This window comes from Arthrobacter antioxidans (assembly GCF_023100725.1).
GTDB lineage: Bacteria > Actinomycetota > Actinomycetes > Actinomycetales > Micrococcaceae > Arthrobacter_D > Arthrobacter_D antioxidans.
Window position 1 is genome coordinate 1,804,817 of record NZ_CP095501.1, and the last position, 20,471, is coordinate 1,825,287.

A 20,471-nucleotide genomic window follows, 5' to 3' on the forward strand; every position below is an offset into this window, starting at 1 on the left:
GCAGGTCAGCCACGGGCGTCGGGCCTGCCGTTGCCTGCATCGTGCGAGCCGTGGCGTGCAGGGTCCGCAGGGTCGTCGATGATCTCGCCACTGAGGACGTCCTCGCCGTCGTCGGGGCCGGCATCGACGACCTTCGCTTCGATCTCACGCACCGGCAACCGGTCGATCAGGGCGTCGCTGTGACGGATGTTGCTGGTGTCGCTGCCGCCGTTCGCGACGATCACGGCGAAGTAGGGCAGGAACACCGCTCCGGCGATCATCACCCACTGCAGCCAGACATAGGGGACCACGAAGACCAGGACGAAGCAGACGAGGCGGATGCTCATCGACACCGAGTAGCGGATCATGCGTGTGCGCATCTCGTCGCTGTGTGCAACCTGTGCGTCGGAGATGCTGTGGACGTCTGTGTTGTGCTTCGTTTGCTTACTCATCACACTCCAAAAAGACTCTTCCTATTGTCGCATTCCGGGCCCCGTTCCCGAAGTCGAGGGATGCGCCGCTAGGATCGTCGGGACAGTCTGACCGATGGCCACGGGGGAGGTCCGAGCGGGCTGGAACGCCCGTCCGGAACCACCCCGCGGTTCTCGGCAGGAAACAACGTGGACCCCTTCCGGCCCGCAGACAGAGGAGTTACCCCCTTGGCACCTGATGCAGACAGCAGTACGACGGCGTCCGGCCGCAGCGTCCTCATTACCGGAGGCAACCGCGGGATCGGTCTTGCCATCGCCAAGGTATTCGTAGCCAACGGCGACAAGGTTGCCATCACCTACCGAAGTGGTGAGATCCCCGAGGGGATGCTCGGCGTGCGGGCCGATGTCACCAGCGAGGAACAGATCGACGCGGCGTTCACGCAGATCGAGGCCGCGCACGGGCCGGTGGAGGTGCTCGTCGCGAACGCCGGCATCACCCGCGACACCCTGCTCATGCGCATGACCGAGAGTGACTTCACGGACGTCATCGACACCAACCTCACCGGCGCGTTCCGGGTGGTCAAGCGGGCGTCGCGCGGCATGATCCGCCTCCGGCGCGGCCGCGTCATCCTGATCTCGAGCGTCACGGGCCTGTACGGGGCGCCGGGCCAGATCAACTACTCCGCCTCCAAGGCCGGACTCATCGGCATCGCCCGCTCCCTGACACGCGAGCTCGGCTCGCGGGGCATCACGGCCAACGTCGTCGCCCCCGGGTTCATCGACACCGACATGACGGCTGAGCTGCCCGAGGACACCCGCAAGAGCTACCTGGCCACCATCCCCGCCGGCCGTTTCGCCTCGCCCGACGAGGTCGCGGGCGTGGTGTCCTTCCTGGCCGGCGACGCCGCGGGCTACATCTCCGGTGCCGTCATCCCCGTCGACGGCGGACTCGGCATGGGCCACTAGGCCCCACCCACACCCACCACCCAGCCCACCAGAAGGAGCACCATGGCCACCCTCGAGGGAACCACAGCAATCGTCACCGGATCGTCCCGCGGGATCGGCGCCGACGTCGCGCAGCAGCTCGCGGCCCAGGGCGCCGCCGTCGTCGTGAACTACCGCCAGAAGGCGCCGCGCGCCAACAAGGTGGTCGCCGGGATCGAGGCGGCCGGCGGCAAGGCCGTCGCCGTCGGGGCGGACCTGACGGCGCCGGAGGGTCCTGCGGCGCTGGTCGACGCCGCGGTCTCGACCTTCGGCGGGCTGAACCTGCTGGTCCTCAACGCCTCCGGCGGCATGGAGACGGGCCTCGGCGAGGACTACGCGCTGAAGCTCAATCGGGACGCGCAGGTCGCCATGCTCGAGGCCGCCACGGAGGTCATGCCCGCGGGGTCACGCGTGGTCTTCATCACGAGCCACCAGGCGCACTTCATCGAGAAGGTCGAGACGATGGACGCCTACGTGCCCGTCGCGCGCAGCAAGCGGGCCGGCGAGGACGCCCTGCGCGCCCGCATCCCGCAGCTCGAGGCGAAGGGGATCTCCCTCGTCGTCGTGTCCGGCGACATGATCGAGGGTACGGTCACGGCGACGCTGCTGGACCGCGCGACCCCCGGAGCCATCGAGGCACGCCGCCAGGAGGCGGGCCGCCTGTACTCCGTCGCCGAGTTCGCGACCGAGATCGTCCGGATGGTCACAGCCGATGTCCCCACGGGCCACACCGAGTACGTGGGCGGCGCCCAGGACTTCCTCGCCAAGAGCTGATCGGCGGCTTCGGACGCGGTGCACGCTCCGGTCCGGGCTACAGCCCCGCGAAGTGGCGGACGACGTCCAGGTCCGGAAGGTCCAGTGCGACGTCCGCCACCGCCCGGACGGCGGGCTTCGCGTTGAACGCGACGCCGAGCCCCGCCGCACCCAGCATGTCGAGGTCGTTCGCCCCGTCGCCGACCGCGATCACCGCCGCGGGCTGGACTCCCGCACGTTCGGCCTCGGTGCGGAGGGTGCGTTCCTTCTCACGGCGGTCGACGACGGTGCCCGCCACCCTCCCGGTCAGCGTGCCGTCGAGGATCTCGAGGTCGTTCGCCTTCGCGAAGGAGAGGCGGAGGCGCTCGGCGAGCGGTGCGAGGACCTGCGAGAAGCCGCCGGAGACGACGCCCACGCGGTGGCCCGCATCGAGGTACGCGGCGACGAGGTCCTCCGCGCCGTCGCTCAGCTCGATGCGCTCCACGACCTCGTCGATCACCGTGGCCGGGAGCCCTTCCAGCGCGCGGACCCGGTGGTGGAGGGACTGGGCGAAGTCGAGCTCGCCCCGCATGGCCGCCTCGGTCACCGCGGCCACCTCCGCCTCGCGGCCCGCATGCGCGGCGAGCAGCTCGATGACCTCCTGCCGGATCAGCGTCGAGTCGACATCCATGATCAGCAGTTTGGGCCCGGGTTCGTAGACGGGTGCGGGCACCAGTGCAGCGCCCGCACCGGAGGCGGCCGTCCACCGGGACAGTCCGGCGCGCACCCGGGACGCCGAAAGGGTGAGTTCGACGTCGAGGGTCAGCGCCGAGTAGGTCGCGGTCCTGGCGGACGAGGTGTCCGTGACGTCGGCGCCGAGCCCGCGCAGGGCGGCGAGCAGGTCCTCCCGGTGTCCGTCGTCGAGCCGTTCTGCGTAGGCGACCACCCGTGCCGTGTCCCGCATGCTCCCGCTCCTGTCCGCGCCGGTGCCGGCGTCCGTCTCTGGTGAGGTCCCGATGGTGGCGGCCCGACCGCTGCCGGAGTCGGCAGGCGGGCCCGGTCGTCCCGCGCCTTGGTCTGCCGACGGAGCACAAGGATCATGGCGCGGCCTGCCGGTTTCGCCACGGGGCCGCTCCTTAGCCTAGTGTCTAGGACCATGAGTGACGTTCTGGAACTGGCGGGAGTAAGCCTCGTCAGGGGTGGCAAGACCCTGCTCGATGAGATCGACTGGCAGGTCAACGAGGGTGAGCGCTGGGTGGTCATGGGCCCCAACGGGGCGGGCAAGACCACCCTGCTGCAGCTTGCCGGGGCGCGGCTCCACCCCACCCGCGGTGTCGTCGGGATCCTGGACGAGGTCATGGGTGCCGTCGACGTCTTCGAGCTGCGGCCCCGCATCGGCCTCGCGTCGGCGGCCCTCGCCTCCCAGGTCCCGGATCACGAGACCGTCCTGAACGTCGTGGTGACCGCCTCCTACGGGGTGACCGGCCGGTGGCGTGAGCAGTACGAGCGCCTCGACGAGCGCCGCGCCTTCCGCCTGCTCGATACGTGGGGCATGTCCCGCTTCATGAACCGGCCCTTCGGCTCCCTCAGCGAGGGGGAGCGCAAACGTGTCCAGATCGCCCGGGCGCTCATGGCGGACCCCGAACTCCTGCTCCTCGACGAGCCGGCGGCGGGCCTGGACCTCGCCGGGCGAGAGGACCTCGTGCGACGGCTGACCGAGTTCGCCCGGGATCCCGAAGCCCCCGCGATGGTGCTGGTGACCCACCACCTCGAGGAGGTCCCGCCGGGCTTCACGCATGCGCTGCTGCTGCGCGACGGCGTCGTGGTGGCGACCGGACCCATCGCGGACGTGCTGACCGAGGAGAACCTGAGCGCGGCGTTCGACGTCGCCCTGAAGGTCAGCGAGGAGAACGGCCGCTACAGCGCCGTCGCGCGGGCGTGAGCAGCGCAGGCCGCCGCGCGTCCCGGCACGCGCCCGTTCCCTGATGCCCGTCATCACGCTCGATGCGGCCGACGACCCCCGTCTCTCCGACTACCGCAACCTCACCGACGTGCAGCTGCGCCTCGCCAAGGAGCCCGCGGAGGGGCTCTACATCGCCGAGAGCTCGAAGGTCCTCCGACGCGCCGTCGACGCCGGGCACGTCCCGCGGTCCTTCCTCCTGACGCCGAAATGGCTCCCCGACCTGGCCGACGTCGTCGCCCGCTTCCCGTCCGTGCCCGCGTTCGTGGCCCCCGAGACGACGCTCGAGGTCCTCACGGGCTTCCACCTCCACCGCGGCGCCCTCGCCGCGATGCACCGCCCGGCACCCGTGCCCCTCGGCGAGCTGCTGGCCTCCGCCCGGCGCGTCGCGATCATCGAGGACATGGTGGACCACACGAACCTCGGGGCCGTCTTCCGGTCCGCGGCAGCGCTCGGTGTCGATGCCGTGCTGCTCAGCCCCCGCAGCGCGGACCCGCTCTACCGCAGGGCCGTGCGCGTCAGCATGGGCAGCGTCTTCCAGGTCCCCTGGGCCAGGCTGGGCTCGTGGCCGGGGGACCTCGCCGCCGTGCGCGCCGCCGGGTTCACCCTCGCCGCCCTCGCCCTGGGCCCGGGGTCCGTCCCGATCGGGGCGTTCCCGGCGCGGGACCATGACCGGCTCGCCCTCCTGCTGGGCACCGAGGGGGACGGGCTGAGCGGGGCCGCACTGGCGGAAGCCGACATCGCACTGACCATCCCCATGCATGGCGGCGTGGATTCGCTGAACGTCGCCGCAGCGGCGGCGGTCGCGTTCTGGGAGTGCCGGTCCGACGACGCGCGCCCCGCGCTTTAGCCCCGCAGGTGCTCCTGCGCTAGTATGAATAGCTGGCGCTGTCGCCATCCTTTCAATTCCCCGTGCCTGGCAAAATCCAGGCAACCAGAGAAGGTAGTCCCGTGAAGTCTGATATCCACCCCAAGTACCAGTCGGTCGTGTTCCGTGACCTGGCCTCCGACAAGGCGTTCCTGACGAAGTCGACGGTCGGCTCGCCCAAGACCATCGAGTGGGAAGACGGCAACACCTACCCCCTCATCGAGGTCGAGATCTCCTCGGAGTCCCACCCGTTCTACACGGGCAAGCAGCGCATCATGGACTCCGCCGGCCGCGTGGAGCGCTTCAACGCCCGCTTCAAGGGCTTCGGCACCAAGAAGTAGTAGCTCCTCCCGAGCACCGGACCCACGGTCCGACGAAGAAGCCACGCCCCTCCGGCGTGGCTTCTTCCGGTTAACGCACCAAGGAAGGCACTGATGGAACAGGCATCGGACGCAGAGCGACTGCACGGCGAGTTCAAGACCCCGGGCGGCAAGCTCACGGCGGTGGACCTCGGCGTGCAGGCCGGGCGCCTCACGGGCGTGTCGGTCAACGGGGACTTCTTCCTCGAACCCGACGAGGCGCTGCTCGACATCAACGCCGCCCTGGAGGGCCTCCCCGCGGACACCGCGCCCGGTGAGCTCGCCGCGGCGATCACCCAGCGCCTCGACCCGTCGGCCGTGCTGTTCGGCTTCTCGCCGGAGGCCATCGCCACCGCGGTCCGCCGCGCCCTGGGGAGGGCCTCGAGCTTCGCGGACCACCAGTGGGAGATCATCCCTCCCACGCCGCTGCCCACGGCCATGCACGTCGCCATGGACGAGGTCCTCACGCACGACGTCGGCGCCGGCTCACGCAACCCGACGCTCCGTTTCTGGGAGTGGCAGGCGCCGTCGGTGGTGATCGGCAGCTTCCAGTCCATGCGCAACGAGGTGGACCCCGGGGGCGCCGACCGGCACGGAGTCACCGTGGTGCGCAGGATCAGCGGCGGCGGTGCCATGTTCATGGAGCACGGCAACGCCATCACCTACTCCATCTACGTGCCGCAGTCGCTCGTGGACGGCATGAGCTTCGCCGACTCGTACCCGTTCCTCGACGCCTGGGTCATGGAAGCCCTGCAGAAGCTCGGCATCCAGGCCTGGTACCAGCCCCTGAACGACATCGCCACGGAGGTCGGCAAGATCGGCGGCGCGGCCCAGAAGCGGCTCGCCAACGGCGGGATGCTGCACCACGTGACCATGAGCTACGACATCGACGCCGACAAGATGCTCGAGGTGCTGCGCATCGGCCGGGAGAAGATGTCCGACAAGGGGACGAAGAGCGCCAAGAAGCGCGTGGACCCCCTGCGCCGCCAGACCGGGCTGGCCCGGGAGGAGATCATCGGCGTCATGATGGACACCTTCCGCGAGCGCTACGGCGCAGTGGAGGGCTCACTCTCCGCGGACGACCTCCGCCGCGCCGAGGACCTGGTGGAGCACAAGTTCGGGACCGAGGAGTGGCTCTACCGCGTCCCCTGAACCTGGGCCCGCAGCGACCGCAGGAGGTGGTCGCGTTCCTCGACGACGATGCGCCGCAGGGCCGCCGGTGCGTCGCGGTTCGCCTCCAGCCAGGCGTCGGTCCGCAGGACCACGGGGTGCTGTTCCGGTTCGCCGTCGAGGTCCTGGTGCCCGGGGTACAGGCCCCTGACGATCCTGGTCGCCATCTCGATGCCGCGGGTCGCCCAGACACCGCGGAGCGCCTCGAAGTAGGGCTCCCGGTACGGGTCCAGGAGCTCGTGCGAGCCGAGCATGAAACCCTCGATCGCCGCGCTGAGCAGCTCGTTGGACAACCGGTCACCGTGCACTGCCTCATCCCACGTGGCCTTCTTGATGGCCGCGTCGGGGATCGCTGCGGAGGCGAGGGTGAAGCCCACCCGGCCCGACGCCGTCGGGTCCGCGGTCCGCTCGGCCTCCAGCTCGCCGGGCAGGACGCGCTGCCGCGCGGCGAGTCCCTGCAGGAGGAACCAGCGGAGTTCGGCGTCGAGGCTCAGGCCGTCGATCCGCTCGTCGCCGTCGAGCACGGCGCGCACGACGTCGGCGGCCCGCCCGGCGCTGCGGGCGGTGGCCGCGAGCGCCCTCGCCCAGGCGAGCTGGCGGTCGGACCCCGGGTCCGCGGCGCGCAGCCCGTCGATCAGGAAGTCGCTCAGCCGGTCGCGGAGCGCCGGGCGCTCCCCGGCCGGGGCGAAGCGCTCGATCGCGGTGCCGGCGTTGGCCAGCAGGACCTGCAGCACGCCCACCCCGCCCTCGACGGGTGCTGCGAGCATCACGGCGGACAGGTAGGAGCCCACCGGCAGACGCGCGTCCCTCGTGGCGGACCACAGGGCGGTGAGGCACGTGGCCCGGGCCAGGGGGTCCTGCACGCGGTGGATCGAAGTCAGGAGCGTGGCGAGGGACCGCTCGTCGAAGGAGAGCAACGCGTAGGTGAGGTCGTCGTCGTTGACCAGCAGGAGGTCCGGCTGGACGGCCCCGGCCAGCGCCGGCACGGCGGTCCGCGCGGCGTCGACCGTCACGGCCTCCACCCGCGTCCGCACGAGCCGGCCCTCGGCGTCGAACGAGTACAGGCCCACCCGGATGCGGTGCGGCCGGGGCTCGTCCAGGCCCGTCACCGGGTCCACGGCGTCCTGGACGATCGTGACCCCGGTGAGGACGCCGTCGTCGACCGCGACCTCGGCGGCGAGGGCGGGGACGCCGGAGGTCTGGAGCCAGGACCGCGACCACGCGGCGAGGTCCTGGCCCGTCGCGGCGGCCAGCACGTCGAGGAGGTCAGCGAGTGTCGTGTTCCCGTACTCGTGCTTCCGGAAGTACTGCCGGGCGGCGGAGATGAAGTCCTCGCGGCCCACGAAGGCCACGAGCTGCTTCAGCACGGAGGCGCCCTTCGCATAGGTGATCCCGTCGAAGTTCTGCTTGGCGGCCTCGAGGTCCGGGATGTCCGCGACGATCGGGTGCGTCGTCGGGAGTTGGTCCTGCACGTACGCCCACGACTTCCGGCGGTTCGCGAAACTGACCCAGGAGGTGCTCCAGCGCGTCGCCTCCGCCACCGCGAGGGCCCCCATGTAGTCGGCGAAGGACTCCTTGAGCCAGAGGTCGTCCCACCAGGACATCGTCACGAGGTCGCCGAACCACATGTGCGCCATCTCGTGCATGATCGTGTTGGCCCGCGCCTCGCGCTGGGCCTCCGTGGCCGCGGATCGGAACACGTAGTTCTCGGTGAACGTCACGAGCCCGGGGTTCTCCATGGCCCCGAGGTTGTACTCCGGGACGAACGCCTGGTCGTACTTGCCGAAGGGGTAGGGGTAGTCGAACAGGTCGTGGAAGAAGTCCAGCCCGCGGCGTGTGGTGTCGAAGATCTCGGCGGCGTCGAGGGACGGGGCCAGGGAGCGGCGGCAGTACAGGGCCAGCGGCACCTCGAGGCCCTCGCCGGCCGTGTCCGCCGGCCCGGTCCAGGAGGCGGTCTCCCGGTGGTAGGGGCCCGCCAGCACGGTGGTGATGTAGGTGGAGATGCGGCGCGTGGGCGCGAAGGTCCAGCGGGCCGTCGCGGCGTCGGCCCTGTCGTCGAGTGGGTAAACGCCGGCCTCGGCGCCGTTGGAGGCGACCGTCCAGTCGGCGGGTGCGAGGACGCTGAACGTGAAGGTGGCCTTCAGGTCCGGCTGCTCGAAGTTCGCGAAGACCCGGCGGGCGTCGGCGGGCTCGTACTGCGTGTAGAGGTAGGTCTCGCCGTCGGCGGGGTCCACGAACCGGTGGAGTCCCTCGCCGCTGGTGCTGTACCGGGCCCGGCCCGTGACCGTCACCGTGTTGTGCTCGGCGAGGTCGTGCAGCAGCACGCGGGCGCCGTCGCCGGCCGTGGCGGGATCGAGCACCTGCCCGTTCACCTCGAGCCCGGTGACCTCCCCGATGAAGTCGAGGAACGTGGACGCCCCCGGCTCACGGCAGGAGAACACCACGGTCGTCGTCGTGGGGTAGGTTTCCTGGCCGGCGTCCCCGGCCTGCGAGAGATCCAGGTGGACGGTGTAGCTCTCGGTCTCCAGCAGCGCCGAGCGGGCACCCGCCTCGTCGCGGGTCAGGTTCTCGTTCTCCATCCGGTCATTCAATCACGCGCCTGCCGTGCTCCCATCCCGGTGAGGTGACACGCCACAGGGGCCGGGGGAGCAGAGGTGGAGGGGGCCCGCCCGGAAAGCGACGAGGCCCCGGCGGGTGCCGGGGCCTCGTCGCGTGCGGGGACGGTCGGGGAGGTCAGCCCGGCGGGATGACCTGGCCCTTGCTGACGATGGTGAGCCCCGAGTCCGTGACGGCGAAGCCGCGGCGGCGGTCCAGCTCGGCGTCGACGCCGATCGTCACGCCGGCCGGGATACGGACGTTCTTGTCGATGATGGCCCGGCGCACTACGGCCCCGGCCCCGACGTTGACCTTGTCGAGCAGTACGCTGCCCGTCACCTCGGCGGCTTCGTCGATGAACACGTCCGTCGCCAGGATGGAGGTGTTCACCGCACCGCCGGAGACGACGACCCCGGCGGAGACGATCGAGTCGTGGGCCGCGCCGGAACGGCCGGAGGCGCTGCGCACGAACTTGGCCGGCGGCGAGACGCTCTGCCGCGTGTAGATGGGCCATTGCAGGTTGTACAGGTTGAACAGCGGCAGGGGCGAGATGAGGTCCATGTTGGCGTCGTAGTACGAGTCCATGGTGCCGACGTCGCGCCAGTACTGCCGGTCACGGTCGGTGGAGCCGGGGATCTCGTTGGTCGTGAAGTCGTAGACCGCGGCGTCGTTGCGTTCCACGAAGTAGGGGATGATGTCCCCGCCCATGTCGTGCTTGGTGTCCAGCCGGGCGGCGTCGTCCTCGAGCGCCTTGAGCAGCGCGTCGGTGGTGAAGACGTAGTTGCCCATGGAGGCGAGGAAGCTGTTGGGATCGTCGGGGAGCCCAGGGGTGCTCTTCGGCTTCTCGACGAACGCCGCGATGCGCCCGGGATCGTCCTGGTCCACTTCGATGACGCCGAACTGGTCCACGAGGTCCATCGGCTGGCGGACGGCCGCAACGCTGACCGAGGCCCCGCTCTTCACATGGGCGTCGACCATCTGCTCGAAGTCCATCCGGTACACGTGGTCGGCGCCGATCACGACGACGATGTCCGGCTGGGCGTCATGGATCAGGTTCAGTGACTGGTAGATGGCGTTCGCGCTGCCGAGGAACCAGCTCTTGCCCCGGCGCTGCTGCGCGGGGACCGAGGCGATGTACTGCTGGAGCTGCGTGGACATCCGCCACGTCTCCGAGATGTGCCGGTCCAGGCTGTGGGACTTGTACTGCGTCAGCACCACGATCTGGAGGTAGCCGGAGTTGACGAGGTTCGACAGGGCGAAGTCGATGAGCCGGTAGCTGCCCGCGAACGGTACGGCCGGCTTGGCCCTGTCCGCCGTGAGCGGCATCAGGCGCTTGCCTTCTCCGCCTGCCAGGACCACGGCAAGTACTTTCTTCGGTGCCACTTCAGACCCCCCGCTCTTCTTTGAGTGTTCTGCCTGCTCGATAGGTGGTCGATCGGCCTTGGTACACACAGCCCGGAACCTTTCCGGTCTCTTCACACTAGAGGACACAGGTCACACTGCACTACGTTGGGTGAGTGCGAGTAGACATTGTGACCAAGGAGTTCCCGCCCGAGATCTACGGTGGAGCGGGGGTGCATGTCGCCGAGCTGAGCAGGGTCCTCGCCCCGCAGGTCGATCTCCGGGTCCACGCGTTCGGGGCGCCCCGCCCGGGGGAGTACCACGGGGCGTCAGTGCTCTCCTACGGCGTGCCGGAAGGCCTCGCCGGCGCGAATCCCGCCGTCCAGACGCTGGGCACGGACCTGCAGATGCTGGACGCGATGGCGGGCGCGGACCTCGTGCACTCCCACACCTGGTACGCCAACATGGCCGGGCACCTGGCCTCGCTCCTGCACGGCATCCCGCACGTCCTCAGTGCGCACAGCCTGGAGCCGCTGCGCCCCTGGAAGGCCGAGCAGCTCGGGGGCGGGTACGCGGTGTCCTCCTGGGTGGAGAAGACGTCCTACGAGGCGGCGGCCGCCGTCATCGCCGTGTCCGCAGGCATGCGGGCGGACATCCTGCGCAGCTACCCCGACGTCGACCCCGGCAAGGTCCATGTGGTCCACAACGGGATCGACGTCGCCCAGTGGGCCCGCGACGAGGACGACGACGCCCTCCGCGCCCACGGCATCGACCCCGGCCGCCCGAGCGTCGTGTTCGTGGGCCGCAACACGCGGCAGAAGGGCGTCCCGTATCTGCTGCGCGCGGCAGCGCACCTGCCGGCGGACGTCCAGCTGGTCCTCTGCCTCGGGGCCGCCGACACGCCCGAGCTGGCCGCCGAGACCGAGGTGCTCATCTCCGAGCTGCGGGAGAAGCGGGGTTCGGTGGTGCTCATCGAGAAGATGCTGCCGCGTCGCGAGGTCGTCCAGATCCTGAGCCACGCCACGGTCTTCGCGTGCCCGTCCATCTACGAGCCGCTCGGGATCGTCAACCTCGAGGCGATGGCCTGCGGTGCTGCCGTCGTCGCGTCGGCGACGGGCGGCATCCCGGAGGTGATCGACGACGGCGTGACCGGCACCCTCGTCCCCCTCGAACAGGTCCAGGACGGCACCGGGACCCCGCTCGATCCCGAGCGGTTCGTCCAGGACTTCGCCGCCGCGCTCAACGCCCTCGTGGGCGATCCCGCGCGGGCGTCGGCGATGGGCGCCGCGGGTCGGCAGCGGGCGGAACGGCACTTCGACTGGGGGTCGATCGCGGAGACGACCCTCGGGGTGTACCGCAGCGTCCTCTGACAGCGCCGGCCGTGCACAGGGATCCGCGCCTGCCCTCACTCCACCGGTGGATAGTGGTCGGCCGTCGGGAGTTCCCGCAGGAGGTCCTTCATCACGACGCGTGAGTACCAGCCGATCTCGACGTCGTAGTCGCTGCCGGGCTCGAAGGACGAAGCAACCTGCTCCCGGTCGTCGAAGGTCACGCGCCGGTGCAGGGCACCCGTCCACCACGGCTCTGCCCGGTGCCGGGCGGAACCGGTGTCGTGACGATGAAGACGGTGAGTGCCGCCCCGAACGCGATGACCAGACCGAGCACCACGAACTGGACGCCCAACGCCGCGATGTGGGCGATCATCTCCAGGCCGGCGAGATCGAGGTGGCCGGTGCTCTCCAGCAGTCCCGCATCGCCGGGCCGCCCTCACCGATGCGGGACTGCTACATGACTCTCGAGGGCGTACCCGGGACGGTTGCGCCTTCCTCGGAAACCGCGGGCCCGGGGAGAGGGGAGGTCTGGTTCCCGGGGATCGAGGTGGGGCTGTCCGGTCCGGTGGGTGCTGTGGGACGGCCCGGCACGCGCTTCGCCCGGCGCTTCCCGGTCCGCCCGTAGACGAGGTACATCGTCAGGCCCATCAGGATCATGAGCAGGACGGTGTAGACGAAGGTGTTCCCGATCGCGTTGACGTCCGCTCCTCCATCGGTGTTGGCCTTGATCTGCAGCCCGAGGGGTTGGTAGAGCGGGTGCGCGAGGAACACCGCCGTGTCGTAGTCGTCCAGCTGGCTGTTGAAGTTGAGGGCCGCGATCGCGGCGGCCGTGGGAAGGACGGCGGGCAGGAGGATTCTGCGGAAGGTGTAGAGCGCGCCCGCGCCCATGACAGTCGCGGCTTCCTCCATGGAGTCGTTCACGGAGGTGAAGGCGGCCTTGAGCATCCGGAGGGTGAAGGGGATCTTCACGACGACGAAAGCGACCAGGAGGATCACCGTCGTGCCGCTGAGGACGGCACCTCCGAGGAGGGGGTTGGGTTCGTCGTAGGTCATGACGAGACCGAGGGCGATCATCGCAGCCGGCAGGATCCACGGAATATGCAGCAGGTACTCGAACGTCGACGTGATCCTCGTGCGGTGTTTCTGGATGATGCGTGCGACGAAGAGCAGCCCTCCCACCGTGATGATCGCGGCGAGGCCGCTGTAGACGATGCTGACGACGAAGGGACGGAGCGCTGATTCCTGGGAGAGCACGCGGGTGTAGTTCTCGAGTGTGAACCTGTCCAGTGACAGCACTCCGGTGCTGATGGCGGTGCTGTCCATGAAGGAGTACAGCAGGATCAGCACGAGCGGCGAGGTGTAGACGAGGAAGAGAAGGTAGGCGAGGACGTGCACGACGACATTCGCCGGGCGGCTCCTGATGCTCTGTTTCTGCAGGGGAGCGGACACCTTGGCCACGGAGTAGTAGGTCCCCCCGCGTTCGAGCCGTGTCATGACGGCGAGCATCGCGATCGTCGCCAGTCCCAGGATCAGCGCGAGCAGTGCTGCGATGTCCCGGGAGGTCGAGGTGTTCGCGAACGTCAGGATCATGGGCGTGATGGTCTGGAACTCTTCGCCCCCGAGGACCTGGGGGGCGCTGAGTGCGCCCAATCCGGTGAGGAACGACAGGATGGTGACCGCGAAGAGCGTCGGTTTCAGGACCGGCAGGACCACCCTGCGAAGTGTCGTCCAATCCGAGGCCCCCATGTTCCGGGCCGCTTCGATCGTCTGGAAGTCGACGTTGCGGATCGCGTTGCCGAGGAAGAGGAGGTGATTGGTGGTGGTGGCGAAGGTCATGACGAAGAGGACGGCGAAGAACCCACCGAACCACTCCCGGTCCATGTCCGGGAAGTAGTTCGCCACCAGTTTGGTGACGATCCCGTCCGCACCGTAGATGAACTTGTAGCCGGCTGCGAGCACGATCCCGCCGAAGAGGAACGTCGTCGCATAGCCGAGCCACAGGGTCCTGGAGCCGCGGATGCGGAAGTACTGGGTGACCAGGACGACGAAGACGCCCACGATGTTCACCGTCACAGCGAGGACCACGGCCAGGAGGAAGCTGTTGGCCAACGACTTCATCGCCCGGTCGGAGGACAGCAGCCGTTCCACGGCGCGGCCGGTGAACTGGCCGTTGGGGAAGAAGGTCTCGGCGAGCAGGTTGAGGTTCGGCCAGAGCAGGAACGCGGCACTGAACCAGGTGAGAATCAGCAGCGTCACGATGACCAGGGGTGACCTCAGCATGCGGGTGCCGGTACCGCGGCTCATGGCGTGCCCTGGTACTGCAGGACATGGTCCGGGTCCACCTGCAGCTGGACGGTGTGGCCGATGTCGAGGGCGGGGGTGCCGGTCTCCTTGACGAGGACCTTGACGTCGGAGTCGTGGCTTCGCACCGTGTATCGGCTGTGCTGGCCGTGGTAGCTGCGCGCCACCACCTGTCCCTCGACGGAGGCCAGGCCGGGGCGCGATCCCGTGCGCCCGCCGTCGCGGTCGGTTTCTCCGCCGATATCGAGGAACGCCTTCTCCACCCGGAGGTAGGAGAGCTGGTGGGGGTGGAGGGGCCTGGTGGACCTCTCACTGAGGCGGGAGACGAACTCCGGGCCCAGCCTCGAGCTGTCGCCGATGAAGTTGCAGACGAACTCGGTGGCGGAGCGTTCGTAGATCTCGTGAGGAGTGCCCACCTGCTCCACCCTGCCCTTGTTGAACACAGCGATTCGGTCGCTCATGGTCAGTGCTTCGTCCTGGTCGTGCGTGACGTAGACGGTGGTGATCCCTGACTGGACCTGGAGTTCCTTGAGTTCCACCCTCAACTGCTGGCGGAGCTTGGCATCGAGGTTCGAGAGAGGCTCGTCCAGCAGGAGGATCTTCGGTTTGAGGACCAGGGCGCGCGCGATGGCGACACGCTGCTGCTGGCCACCGGAGAGCTCCGACACGTTCTTCCCGAGTTGATCGTCGGTGAGATCGACGCGGCGGGCGATGTCACGGACGAGTTCGGAGCGCTCCTCGGCACCGGTCTTCCGCACCTTGAGTCCGAAGGCGATGTTCTCCCAGACACTCATGGAAGGGAACAGGGCGTAGTTCTGGAAGACCATCCCGACGCCGCGCTTGTCGCTGGGGAGCGTGGTGACATCCCGGCCATCGATGTGGATGGTCCCGGAGGAGGGCGTGACGAGACCGGCGAGCGTTCGCAACGCCGTCGTCTTGCCGCAACCGGATGGTCCGAGCAGGGTGAAGAACTCGCCCTGCGACACCTCCAGGTCCAGGGCGCTGATCGCCGTGAAATCGTCGAAGGTGACCTGGATCTGGTCGAAGCGGATCATGGGGTTGTCTTCCTGATGGCGGGAGGAGGGCGACGGTGCGCCCCGAAGGTCTCGGTGGCGCACCGTCGTGGTCTCGACGTGAGCGGGACGGGCGGGTCGCGGCGGAACCGTCAGGGCATGTACTCGAGCTCGATCTTCTCGATCCAGGATCCGAGGTTCTCCTGGACGAAGGTCCAGTCGATGTCCTGGTGCGTGAACTGCTCGTCGAATGCGATCGTCTCGGGCTTTGCGCTGTCGAGCGCGGTTTCGTTCACGGGGAGGGAATTGAACTCTTCAGCCCATTCCCCCTGGACTTCTCCGCTCCCGAACCAGTCGATGAACTCCTTGGCTTCGTCCTGGTTGTCCGAGCCCTTGACGAGGGCTACCTGCTCCACCGCGTAGGGGACGCCCACGTCCGGAGTCACGACGCCGGAGGTCACGTCGTACGCTTCCTCACGTCCCGGGATGGAGGAGGACGGCATCTGGCCGAAGTCCACCTCGCCGTCGGCGAAGCGCGCGAACAGGTCCAGGTCCGTGACGGCAGGAACGCCGTTCTGGAAGTACTGTTCGATCTGCTGCCAGCCCTCATCGCTGACGCCCAGATCGCCGTTCTCATCCTTGTACCGGCTCAGGATGCCGGCCATGACGAGCTGTGTGGTGGCTGCTCCCATGCCGCTGACGCGCTCGTACCTGTCCTTGTACTCGTCCTCGGTCCAGAGGTCGGTCCAGTCCTCCGGTGCGTCGGCTTCGGGGACCGCGTCCGCGTTGTACGCCAGGACGATCGCCTGCTGCACCAGGGGCCAGTACGCCTTCTCCTCCGCGGGATCAGCCAGTGATTCGTCGACTTCGGAGGACCACGCCGGCGTGTAGGGCTCGAGTGCGTCCTCGCTCTTCAGCTGCTCGTAGTAGACGTTGTTCAGCCCGTACACGACATCGGCAACGGGGTTGTTCTTCTCGGCGATGAGCTTGTTGGTGGCATCTGCGCCACCGGCGCCGACGATCTCGATCTCGAACCCTGCCGTCGCCGCCTTCTCCTGCAGCCACTCACCGCGTCCCTCGGAATTCGAATTCGTGTAGACGACCAGGGCTTCGCCGGCGCCGGCCGTGGAACCGGCCCCACTCTCGGTCGAGGCGTCACCGCAGGCGCTCAGCAGAAGGGCCGCCGCAGCGGTGAGTGCGACAACATTCGATCTTTTTGACACGGAGGAACTCGATTCCCTAGTAGCGACACTGCCTGCACAAACTTCGCACAGAAATAGCCAAGAAGCTCGTTTCTCGGCATCAGTGCGACACCCAACAGTGGCCCTGCCCTGTGAACGGACGTTCCCGAGGTATCAAACAGCAGGTTAACTTGCTGGTCGAGGCTTCCGCGGTCTCGTTCGCGCCGACGTGCAGCCCCTCTGGAGGCTAGGAGACCTGCAGACCACCGTTGATGTCGTAGGTGGCGGCGGTGATGTATCCGGCGTCGGGGCCCACCAGGAAGCAGATGAGGGCTGCGATGTCGTCGACGGTACCCACCCGGCCCATCAGGATGTCCCTGGACATGTCCTGCTTGCGTTCCTCGGTGAGGGTGCCGCCCATGATGTCGGTGTCCACCGGTCCGGGAGCGACGGCGTTGACGGTGATGTTGTGTTCGCCCATCTCACGAGCCAGCGCACGGGTGAAGCCGATGATGCCGGCCTTCGACGCGCTGTAGGCCACCTTCGAGTAGGTTCCACCGCCGCGCTGCGCCGAGATGGAGGAGATGCTGACCACGCGACCGAGCCTGCGTTCGATCATGCCGTGCAGGGCACGCTGCGTGACCAGGAAGGTGCCGGTCATGTTGACCGCGAACACCCGGTCCCAGGCTTCCTTGGTCTCCTGCATGAACCCGGTGGGAGAACTGATCCCGGCGAGGTTCACCAGTGCGACGACGGGCGGCACCGAGGCTTCGACGGTGGTCAGCGCTGCATCGACCGACGCCTCGTCGGAGACATCGGCTGCGACGCCGACCGTCGGCACGCCGTGGCGCCGGCCGATGTCGGCCGCGGCCTCCGCGGCTGCGGTGCCGTCGATGTCGAGGATCGCGATGGACCAGCCGTCGCGGGCCAGCCGGTCGGCCGTCGCGCGGCCGATGCCGCGGGCCGAGGCCGCACCGGTGAGGACTGCAGTGCGTTCAATCGGAAAAGTCATGTGAGCTCCTGGTGGTGTTCTTCTGATGGATGAAATGTTCGTAGTCGTCGTACGTCTGGTTGATGTGGTCCTGCATCGCCTTACGGGCCACCTCCGGGTTCCGTGTACGGATCGCCTCCAGCACCAGCGCGTGATGGGCGATGGCGTGCTGCTGCACCTCGCGGAAGGACGACGTCTCCCGCCGCATCGAGTACAGCAACTGGCTGAGCGGTCCGAGGATCACGGGCAGGAACGGATTCGCCGAGGCCCTGAACACCGCCTCGTGGAACGCGATATCCGTCGCGGTGACGGCGTCGAGATCCTTCGCCTCGTGGGCCGCCTGCAACTGGGCATTGGCTGTCTCCATCCGGGCCAGGTCCTCGTCGGTGGCATGCAGCGCGGCCAGCTCGGCGGCACCGGTCTCCACCATCCGCCGGATCTCCAGCAGGCGGAGCGAGACATCGGGGGAATCTGCGGTGGTCGACGCGTACCTGAGGATGGCCTGCACATCGGTCCACTGGGCGGCCGGATTCACGTAGGTCCCCAGGCCCCGCCTGATCTGCACCACGTGCTGCGCCTGGAGCTGCTTGAGCGCCTCGCGGACCGTCAGCCGGCTGACATCCAGGGAAGCCGCCAGGTCCTTCTCCGGGGGGAGTGCCGCGCCGGGTGGGTACGTGCCGTCGATGATCCGTTCGAGGATGTCGTCGAACACCGATTCAGCGAGTGGTTTCCGTGCCATCGGTATCCCCTCCATCGGCGTCCCCTGCGGCGGTGCGCCGCTGTGGCGCGACCACCCTGATCACCGACGAATCGTCGGCGATGCCCAGGCCCTGCGTCTGGCCGAGCAGGAACAGCTGCTCGGCTGCCGCGGCAACCGGCGCGGCAAGTCCTGCCGTGCGGGCTGCCTTCCCGACGATGCCGAGGTCCTTCACGAAGATGTCCAGTCGGCTCAGCACGTCGACGTCGCCGTCGTACCCCTTCACCATGCGCGGTCCGCGGTTGGAGAGCATGAACGACGACGCCGCCCCCGTCTCCAGCGCAGCCAGGGCCCGCAGCTGGTCCAGGCCGAGCGCGTCGGCGAGGGCCAGAGCTTCGGCAGCCGCGGCGATGTGTACGCCGCAGAGCAGCTGGTTCACCGTCTTCATGGCCTGGCCGTCGCCGGCCTTGCTGCCCACGACCATCAGCGTCGAGGCGAGCCGCTCGAGCACGGGGCGGGCGGTGTCCAGGGCTGACGGGTCGGCGCCCACCACGATCAGCAGGTCACCTTCGCCGGCCCGTACTGGGCCGCCGGACAGCGGTGCGTCGACCAGCGCCACATCCAGGTCACCGAGCCGCCCGGTCCAGGAAGCGACGGCGTCCATCCCCACGGTGCTGGTCATCACGACGACGGCGCCCGGCGCGAGGGCGGGGGCGATCCCGTCGTCGCCGAAGAGGACATCCTCCACCTGGGCTGCGTCACGGACCGCGAGCAGTACGATCCCCGCATCGGCGGCCGCGTCCACGGCCGTGGGGGCGCACGTCAGGCCGGTCTTCGAGGCCTTCTCCCGTGAGGCCGGCATCGGGTCGTACCCGGTGACCGTGAACGCGCCGGCCAGCCGGGTCGCCATCGGCAGGCCCATGGCACCGAGGCCGAGGACGGCGACCTTCGTGTGCTCGGAGTCAGACATCATGGGAGGCACCCGTCCTCGCGGCGGAACCCGGTGTGGGGGAGCGGAGGATGTCCACCACGTCGGCAAGGGAATCGTCGGTGCCGACGTTCCCGGCGAAGACCACGAACGGGATGGAGCGCGCCGGGCCGTCGGCCGGCTGCCAGAGGGACACGATGCCCGGCAGCATCGGCCCGCGCACCAGCGCGCGGCGGATGGACAGCCCGTGCGCGGCGACATCGGAGGAGGTGATGCCTCCCTTGGCGATGACGAAGCGCACGGGAGCCGTGGCGATGGTGGACCGGACGACGTCGACCACTGCCCGCGAGATGGTGCGGGCGAACTCGAGGCTCTGCTCCGGATCGCCGGAGCGGATCAGGCGGCGGCTGGTGTGCAGGATGACCTCGCCGCTGGGGAGACCGTCGACGACGTCCCGCACCGCCTCGGCCACCCCTGTATCCCGCCGTGCGGGGTCGAGGACGGCTTCGACGTCGAGCTCCACGAGCCGGGCCTCGGGTCGCCGCGCCACCAGCGCGTCCAGCTGCCGGGTGGTCAGTCCCACGTGGGAGCCCACCACGACCAGCCCACCCGAGGCGGGGGCGTCACGGCCGGCGAAGACCTCCTCGGCCGTCAGCGGCGGATGCTCGCTCTGGCCGATCCGTGCACGGACGAACGGCGGGCCCACCCGGTAGAGCAGCTTCTTGCCGCGACGTTCGGATTCCTCGAGGCCCAGGGCGAGTGCCCGGAGGTCGTCCTCGGTGACGGCGTCGACGACGATGGGGACTCCGTCGGTCGCCTGGGCCAGTGCGTCGGCGATGCCCTCCGCGCCGGAGCGGATGATTGAGAGGTCGAGTCGGAGGACGGCGTCGGCCGAACCGCCGGTTTTCTCGGCAACGTAGTCGCCGAGGTCCGATGACACGTACCCGAAGGTGGCATCCCGGGCGAATTCGGTCTCGGCGACGGGAACGACGACGCCGTCGTCGCTCCGCAGGTAGTGGACGGTGCCGATGGTGATGCGGCCGGCATCGGGAAAGGCCGGAACCATGACGACGCCGTCGGTCCCGGTGCCCGCGAGCGACAGCAGGGTGGCGCCGATGACATCGGTCTCGAGCGGGAAGTGGCCGCGGAGGGTCGAGTCGCTGCGGCTGACGAAGCCGATGGCGACTCCCGCAGCCGTGGCGGCATCGAGGGAATTGGTGACGATCTCACGGTTGCGCGACGCCGCGGTCTCCGGGTCGAGGCTTCGGGTGTTGGTGAGGACGTAGACCGCCGGTGCCGGTGCGCCGTCGATGCGCTGGTCGAAGGCCCACGCGAAATCGCTCGGCTCCCACGAGGTGAGGACCGGCAGGTCGGCGACGGACTGGGTGCCGGTCGGGTCGTCGTCGAGCACCACCAGGATCCGCCCGGAGGCCCTGACGGCGGCGGCGATCACCGCCGGTTCGATGGCCCGGCCCGCGGGGTAGCCGCTGAGCAACTCTTCTTCGAGTATCACTGATCCGCACTTTCGTCATCGGGTCTTCGTTGCAGCTCGCTTGTCAGATGTCTTATGTCCGGTGCTAGTGTGACATGCAGCACAGTGCCCGTCAAAG

20 protein-coding genes are annotated in these 20,471 nt (G+C 68.9%); 7 read left to right on the top strand and 13 right to left on the bottom strand.

Features of this window, described 5'->3' with window-relative positions; all coding sequences use genetic code 11:
• Positions 1 to 5: 5 nt before the first annotated feature.
• Positions 6 to 431 (bottom strand): DUF3099 domain-containing protein, encoded by a 426-nt coding sequence (locus tag MWM45_RS08195; protein WP_247829026.1) that lies wholly within the window; start codon positions 429 to 431, stop codon positions 6 to 8.
• 207 nt (positions 432 to 638) lie between these two features.
• Here MWM45_RS08195 and fabG point away from each other — a divergent pair, with 207 nt between their 5' ends.
• Positions 639 to 1,376 carry a beta-ketoacyl-ACP reductase gene (fabG, locus tag MWM45_RS08200; protein ID WP_247829027.1) on the top strand — a complete coding sequence of 246 codons (738 nt, stop codon included), beginning with the start codon at positions 639 to 641 and terminating at the stop codon, positions 1,374 to 1,376.
• Positions 1,377 to 1,418: 42 nt separating this feature from the next.
• Positions 1,419 to 2,168 (top strand): SDR family oxidoreductase, encoded by a 750-nt coding sequence (locus MWM45_RS08205; RefSeq protein WP_043445224.1) that lies wholly within the window; start codon positions 1,419 to 1,421, stop codon positions 2,166 to 2,168.
• Between the two features lie 37 nt (positions 2,169 to 2,205).
• Here MWM45_RS08205 and serB read toward each other — a convergent pair whose 3' ends face one another.
• Entirely contained in the window at positions 2,206 to 3,090 is an 885-nt protein-coding gene (serB, locus tag MWM45_RS08210; RefSeq protein WP_247829028.1) for a phosphoserine phosphatase SerB, read from the bottom strand.
• A 192-nt stretch (positions 3,091 to 3,282) separates the two neighbouring features.
• On the opposite strand from serB, the gene MWM45_RS08215 reads away from it, so the two are divergent.
• From MWM45_RS08215 to MWM45_RS08230, 4 genes are all read left to right on the top strand, one after another.
• Positions 3,283 to 4,068, top strand: coding sequence for an ABC transporter ATP-binding protein (locus tag MWM45_RS08215; RefSeq protein ID WP_247829029.1), 786 nt, complete (start codon positions 3,283 to 3,285; stop codon positions 4,066 to 4,068).
• A gap of 43 nt (positions 4,069 to 4,111) precedes the next feature.
• Complete coding sequence (locus tag MWM45_RS08220; protein ID WP_247829030.1) at positions 4,112 to 4,936, top strand: TrmH family RNA methyltransferase; 825 nt, start codon at positions 4,112 to 4,114, stop codon at positions 4,934 to 4,936.
• A gap of 101 nt (positions 4,937 to 5,037) precedes the next feature.
• Positions 5,038 to 5,295: a type B 50S ribosomal protein L31 gene (locus MWM45_RS08225; protein WP_043445237.1), complete on the top strand. Its 258-nt coding sequence runs from the start codon at positions 5,038 to 5,040 to the stop codon at positions 5,293 to 5,295.
• Positions 5,296 to 5,388: 93 nt separating this feature from the next.
• A complete protein-coding gene (locus tag MWM45_RS08230) occupies positions 5,389 to 6,465 on the top strand; it encodes a lipoate-protein ligase LplAB (RefSeq protein ID WP_247829031.1) in 1,077 nt (358 codons plus the stop codon).
• On the opposite strand, the gene pepN is transcribed toward MWM45_RS08230, so the two are convergent.
• Complete coding sequence (gene pepN, locus MWM45_RS08235; protein ID WP_247829032.1) at positions 6,450 to 9,062, bottom strand: aminopeptidase N; 2,613 nt, start codon at positions 9,060 to 9,062, stop codon at positions 6,450 to 6,452. The two genes, MWM45_RS08230 and pepN, sit on opposite strands and share 16 nt — an antisense overlap.
• A 154-nt stretch (positions 9,063 to 9,216) precedes the next feature.
• A complete protein-coding gene (glgC, locus tag MWM45_RS08240) occupies positions 9,217 to 10,461 on the bottom strand; it encodes a glucose-1-phosphate adenylyltransferase (protein WP_269076578.1) in 1,245 nt (414 codons plus the stop codon).
• 134 nt (positions 10,462 to 10,595) lie between these two features.
• Here glgC and glgA point away from each other — a divergent pair, with 134 nt between their 5' ends.
• A complete protein-coding gene (gene glgA / locus MWM45_RS08245; protein WP_247829033.1) occupies positions 10,596 to 11,789 on the top strand; it encodes a glycogen synthase in 1,194 nt (397 codons plus the stop codon).
• A 35-nt stretch (positions 11,790 to 11,824) separates the two neighbouring features.
• Here the strand turns inward: glgA and MWM45_RS08250 are convergent, their stop codons facing one another.
• The 9 genes from MWM45_RS08250 to MWM45_RS08290 all read right to left on the bottom strand — a co-directional run bounded on the left by MWM45_RS08250 (position 11,825) and on the right by MWM45_RS08290 (position 20,374).
• Entirely contained in the window at positions 11,825 to 11,971 is a 147-nt protein-coding gene (locus tag MWM45_RS08250; RefSeq protein ID WP_247829034.1) for a hypothetical protein, read from the bottom strand.
• On the bottom strand, positions 11,968 to 12,123 hold the full coding sequence (locus MWM45_RS08255; protein WP_247829035.1) for a hypothetical protein: 156 nt from the start codon (positions 12,121 to 12,123) through the stop codon (positions 11,968 to 11,970). The genes MWM45_RS08250 and MWM45_RS08255 overlap by 4 nt, the downstream gene beginning before the upstream one ends.
• Positions 12,124 to 12,203: 80 nt before the next feature.
• Complete coding sequence (locus MWM45_RS08260) at positions 12,204 to 14,054, bottom strand: ABC transporter permease (protein WP_247829036.1); 1,851 nt, start codon at positions 14,052 to 14,054, stop codon at positions 12,204 to 12,206.
• Positions 14,051 to 15,106, bottom strand: coding sequence for an ABC transporter ATP-binding protein (locus MWM45_RS08265; RefSeq protein WP_247829037.1), 1,056 nt, complete (start codon positions 15,104 to 15,106; stop codon positions 14,051 to 14,053). Before MWM45_RS08265 ends, MWM45_RS08260 begins: the two co-directional genes overlap by 4 nt.
• 110 nt (positions 15,107 to 15,216) lie before the next feature.
• Positions 15,217 to 16,287 carry an extracellular solute-binding protein gene (locus MWM45_RS08270; protein ID WP_247829038.1) on the bottom strand — a complete coding sequence of 357 codons (1,071 nt, stop codon included), beginning with the start codon at positions 16,285 to 16,287 and terminating at the stop codon, positions 15,217 to 15,219.
• Positions 16,288 to 16,492: 205 nt separating this feature from the next.
• Positions 16,493 to 17,257, bottom strand: a complete 765-nt coding sequence (locus tag MWM45_RS08275) for an SDR family NAD(P)-dependent oxidoreductase (protein WP_247829039.1) — start codon at positions 17,255 to 17,257, stop codon at positions 16,493 to 16,495.
• Positions 17,241 to 17,975, bottom strand: coding sequence for a FadR/GntR family transcriptional regulator (locus MWM45_RS08280; protein WP_247829040.1), 735 nt, complete (start codon positions 17,973 to 17,975; stop codon positions 17,241 to 17,243). The genes MWM45_RS08275 and MWM45_RS08280 overlap by 17 nt, the downstream gene beginning before the upstream one ends.
• Positions 17,953 to 18,903 carry an NAD(P)-dependent oxidoreductase gene (locus MWM45_RS08285; protein ID WP_247829181.1) on the bottom strand — a complete coding sequence of 317 codons (951 nt, stop codon included), beginning with the start codon at positions 18,901 to 18,903 and terminating at the stop codon, positions 17,953 to 17,955. The genes MWM45_RS08280 and MWM45_RS08285 overlap by 23 nt, the downstream gene beginning before the upstream one ends.
• On the bottom strand, positions 18,896 to 20,374 hold the full coding sequence (locus MWM45_RS08290; protein ID WP_247829041.1) for a four-carbon acid sugar kinase family protein: 1,479 nt from the start codon (positions 20,372 to 20,374) through the stop codon (positions 18,896 to 18,898). The genes MWM45_RS08285 and MWM45_RS08290 overlap by 8 nt, the downstream gene beginning before the upstream one ends.
• Between the last annotated feature and the right edge of the window lie 97 nt (positions 20,375 to 20,471).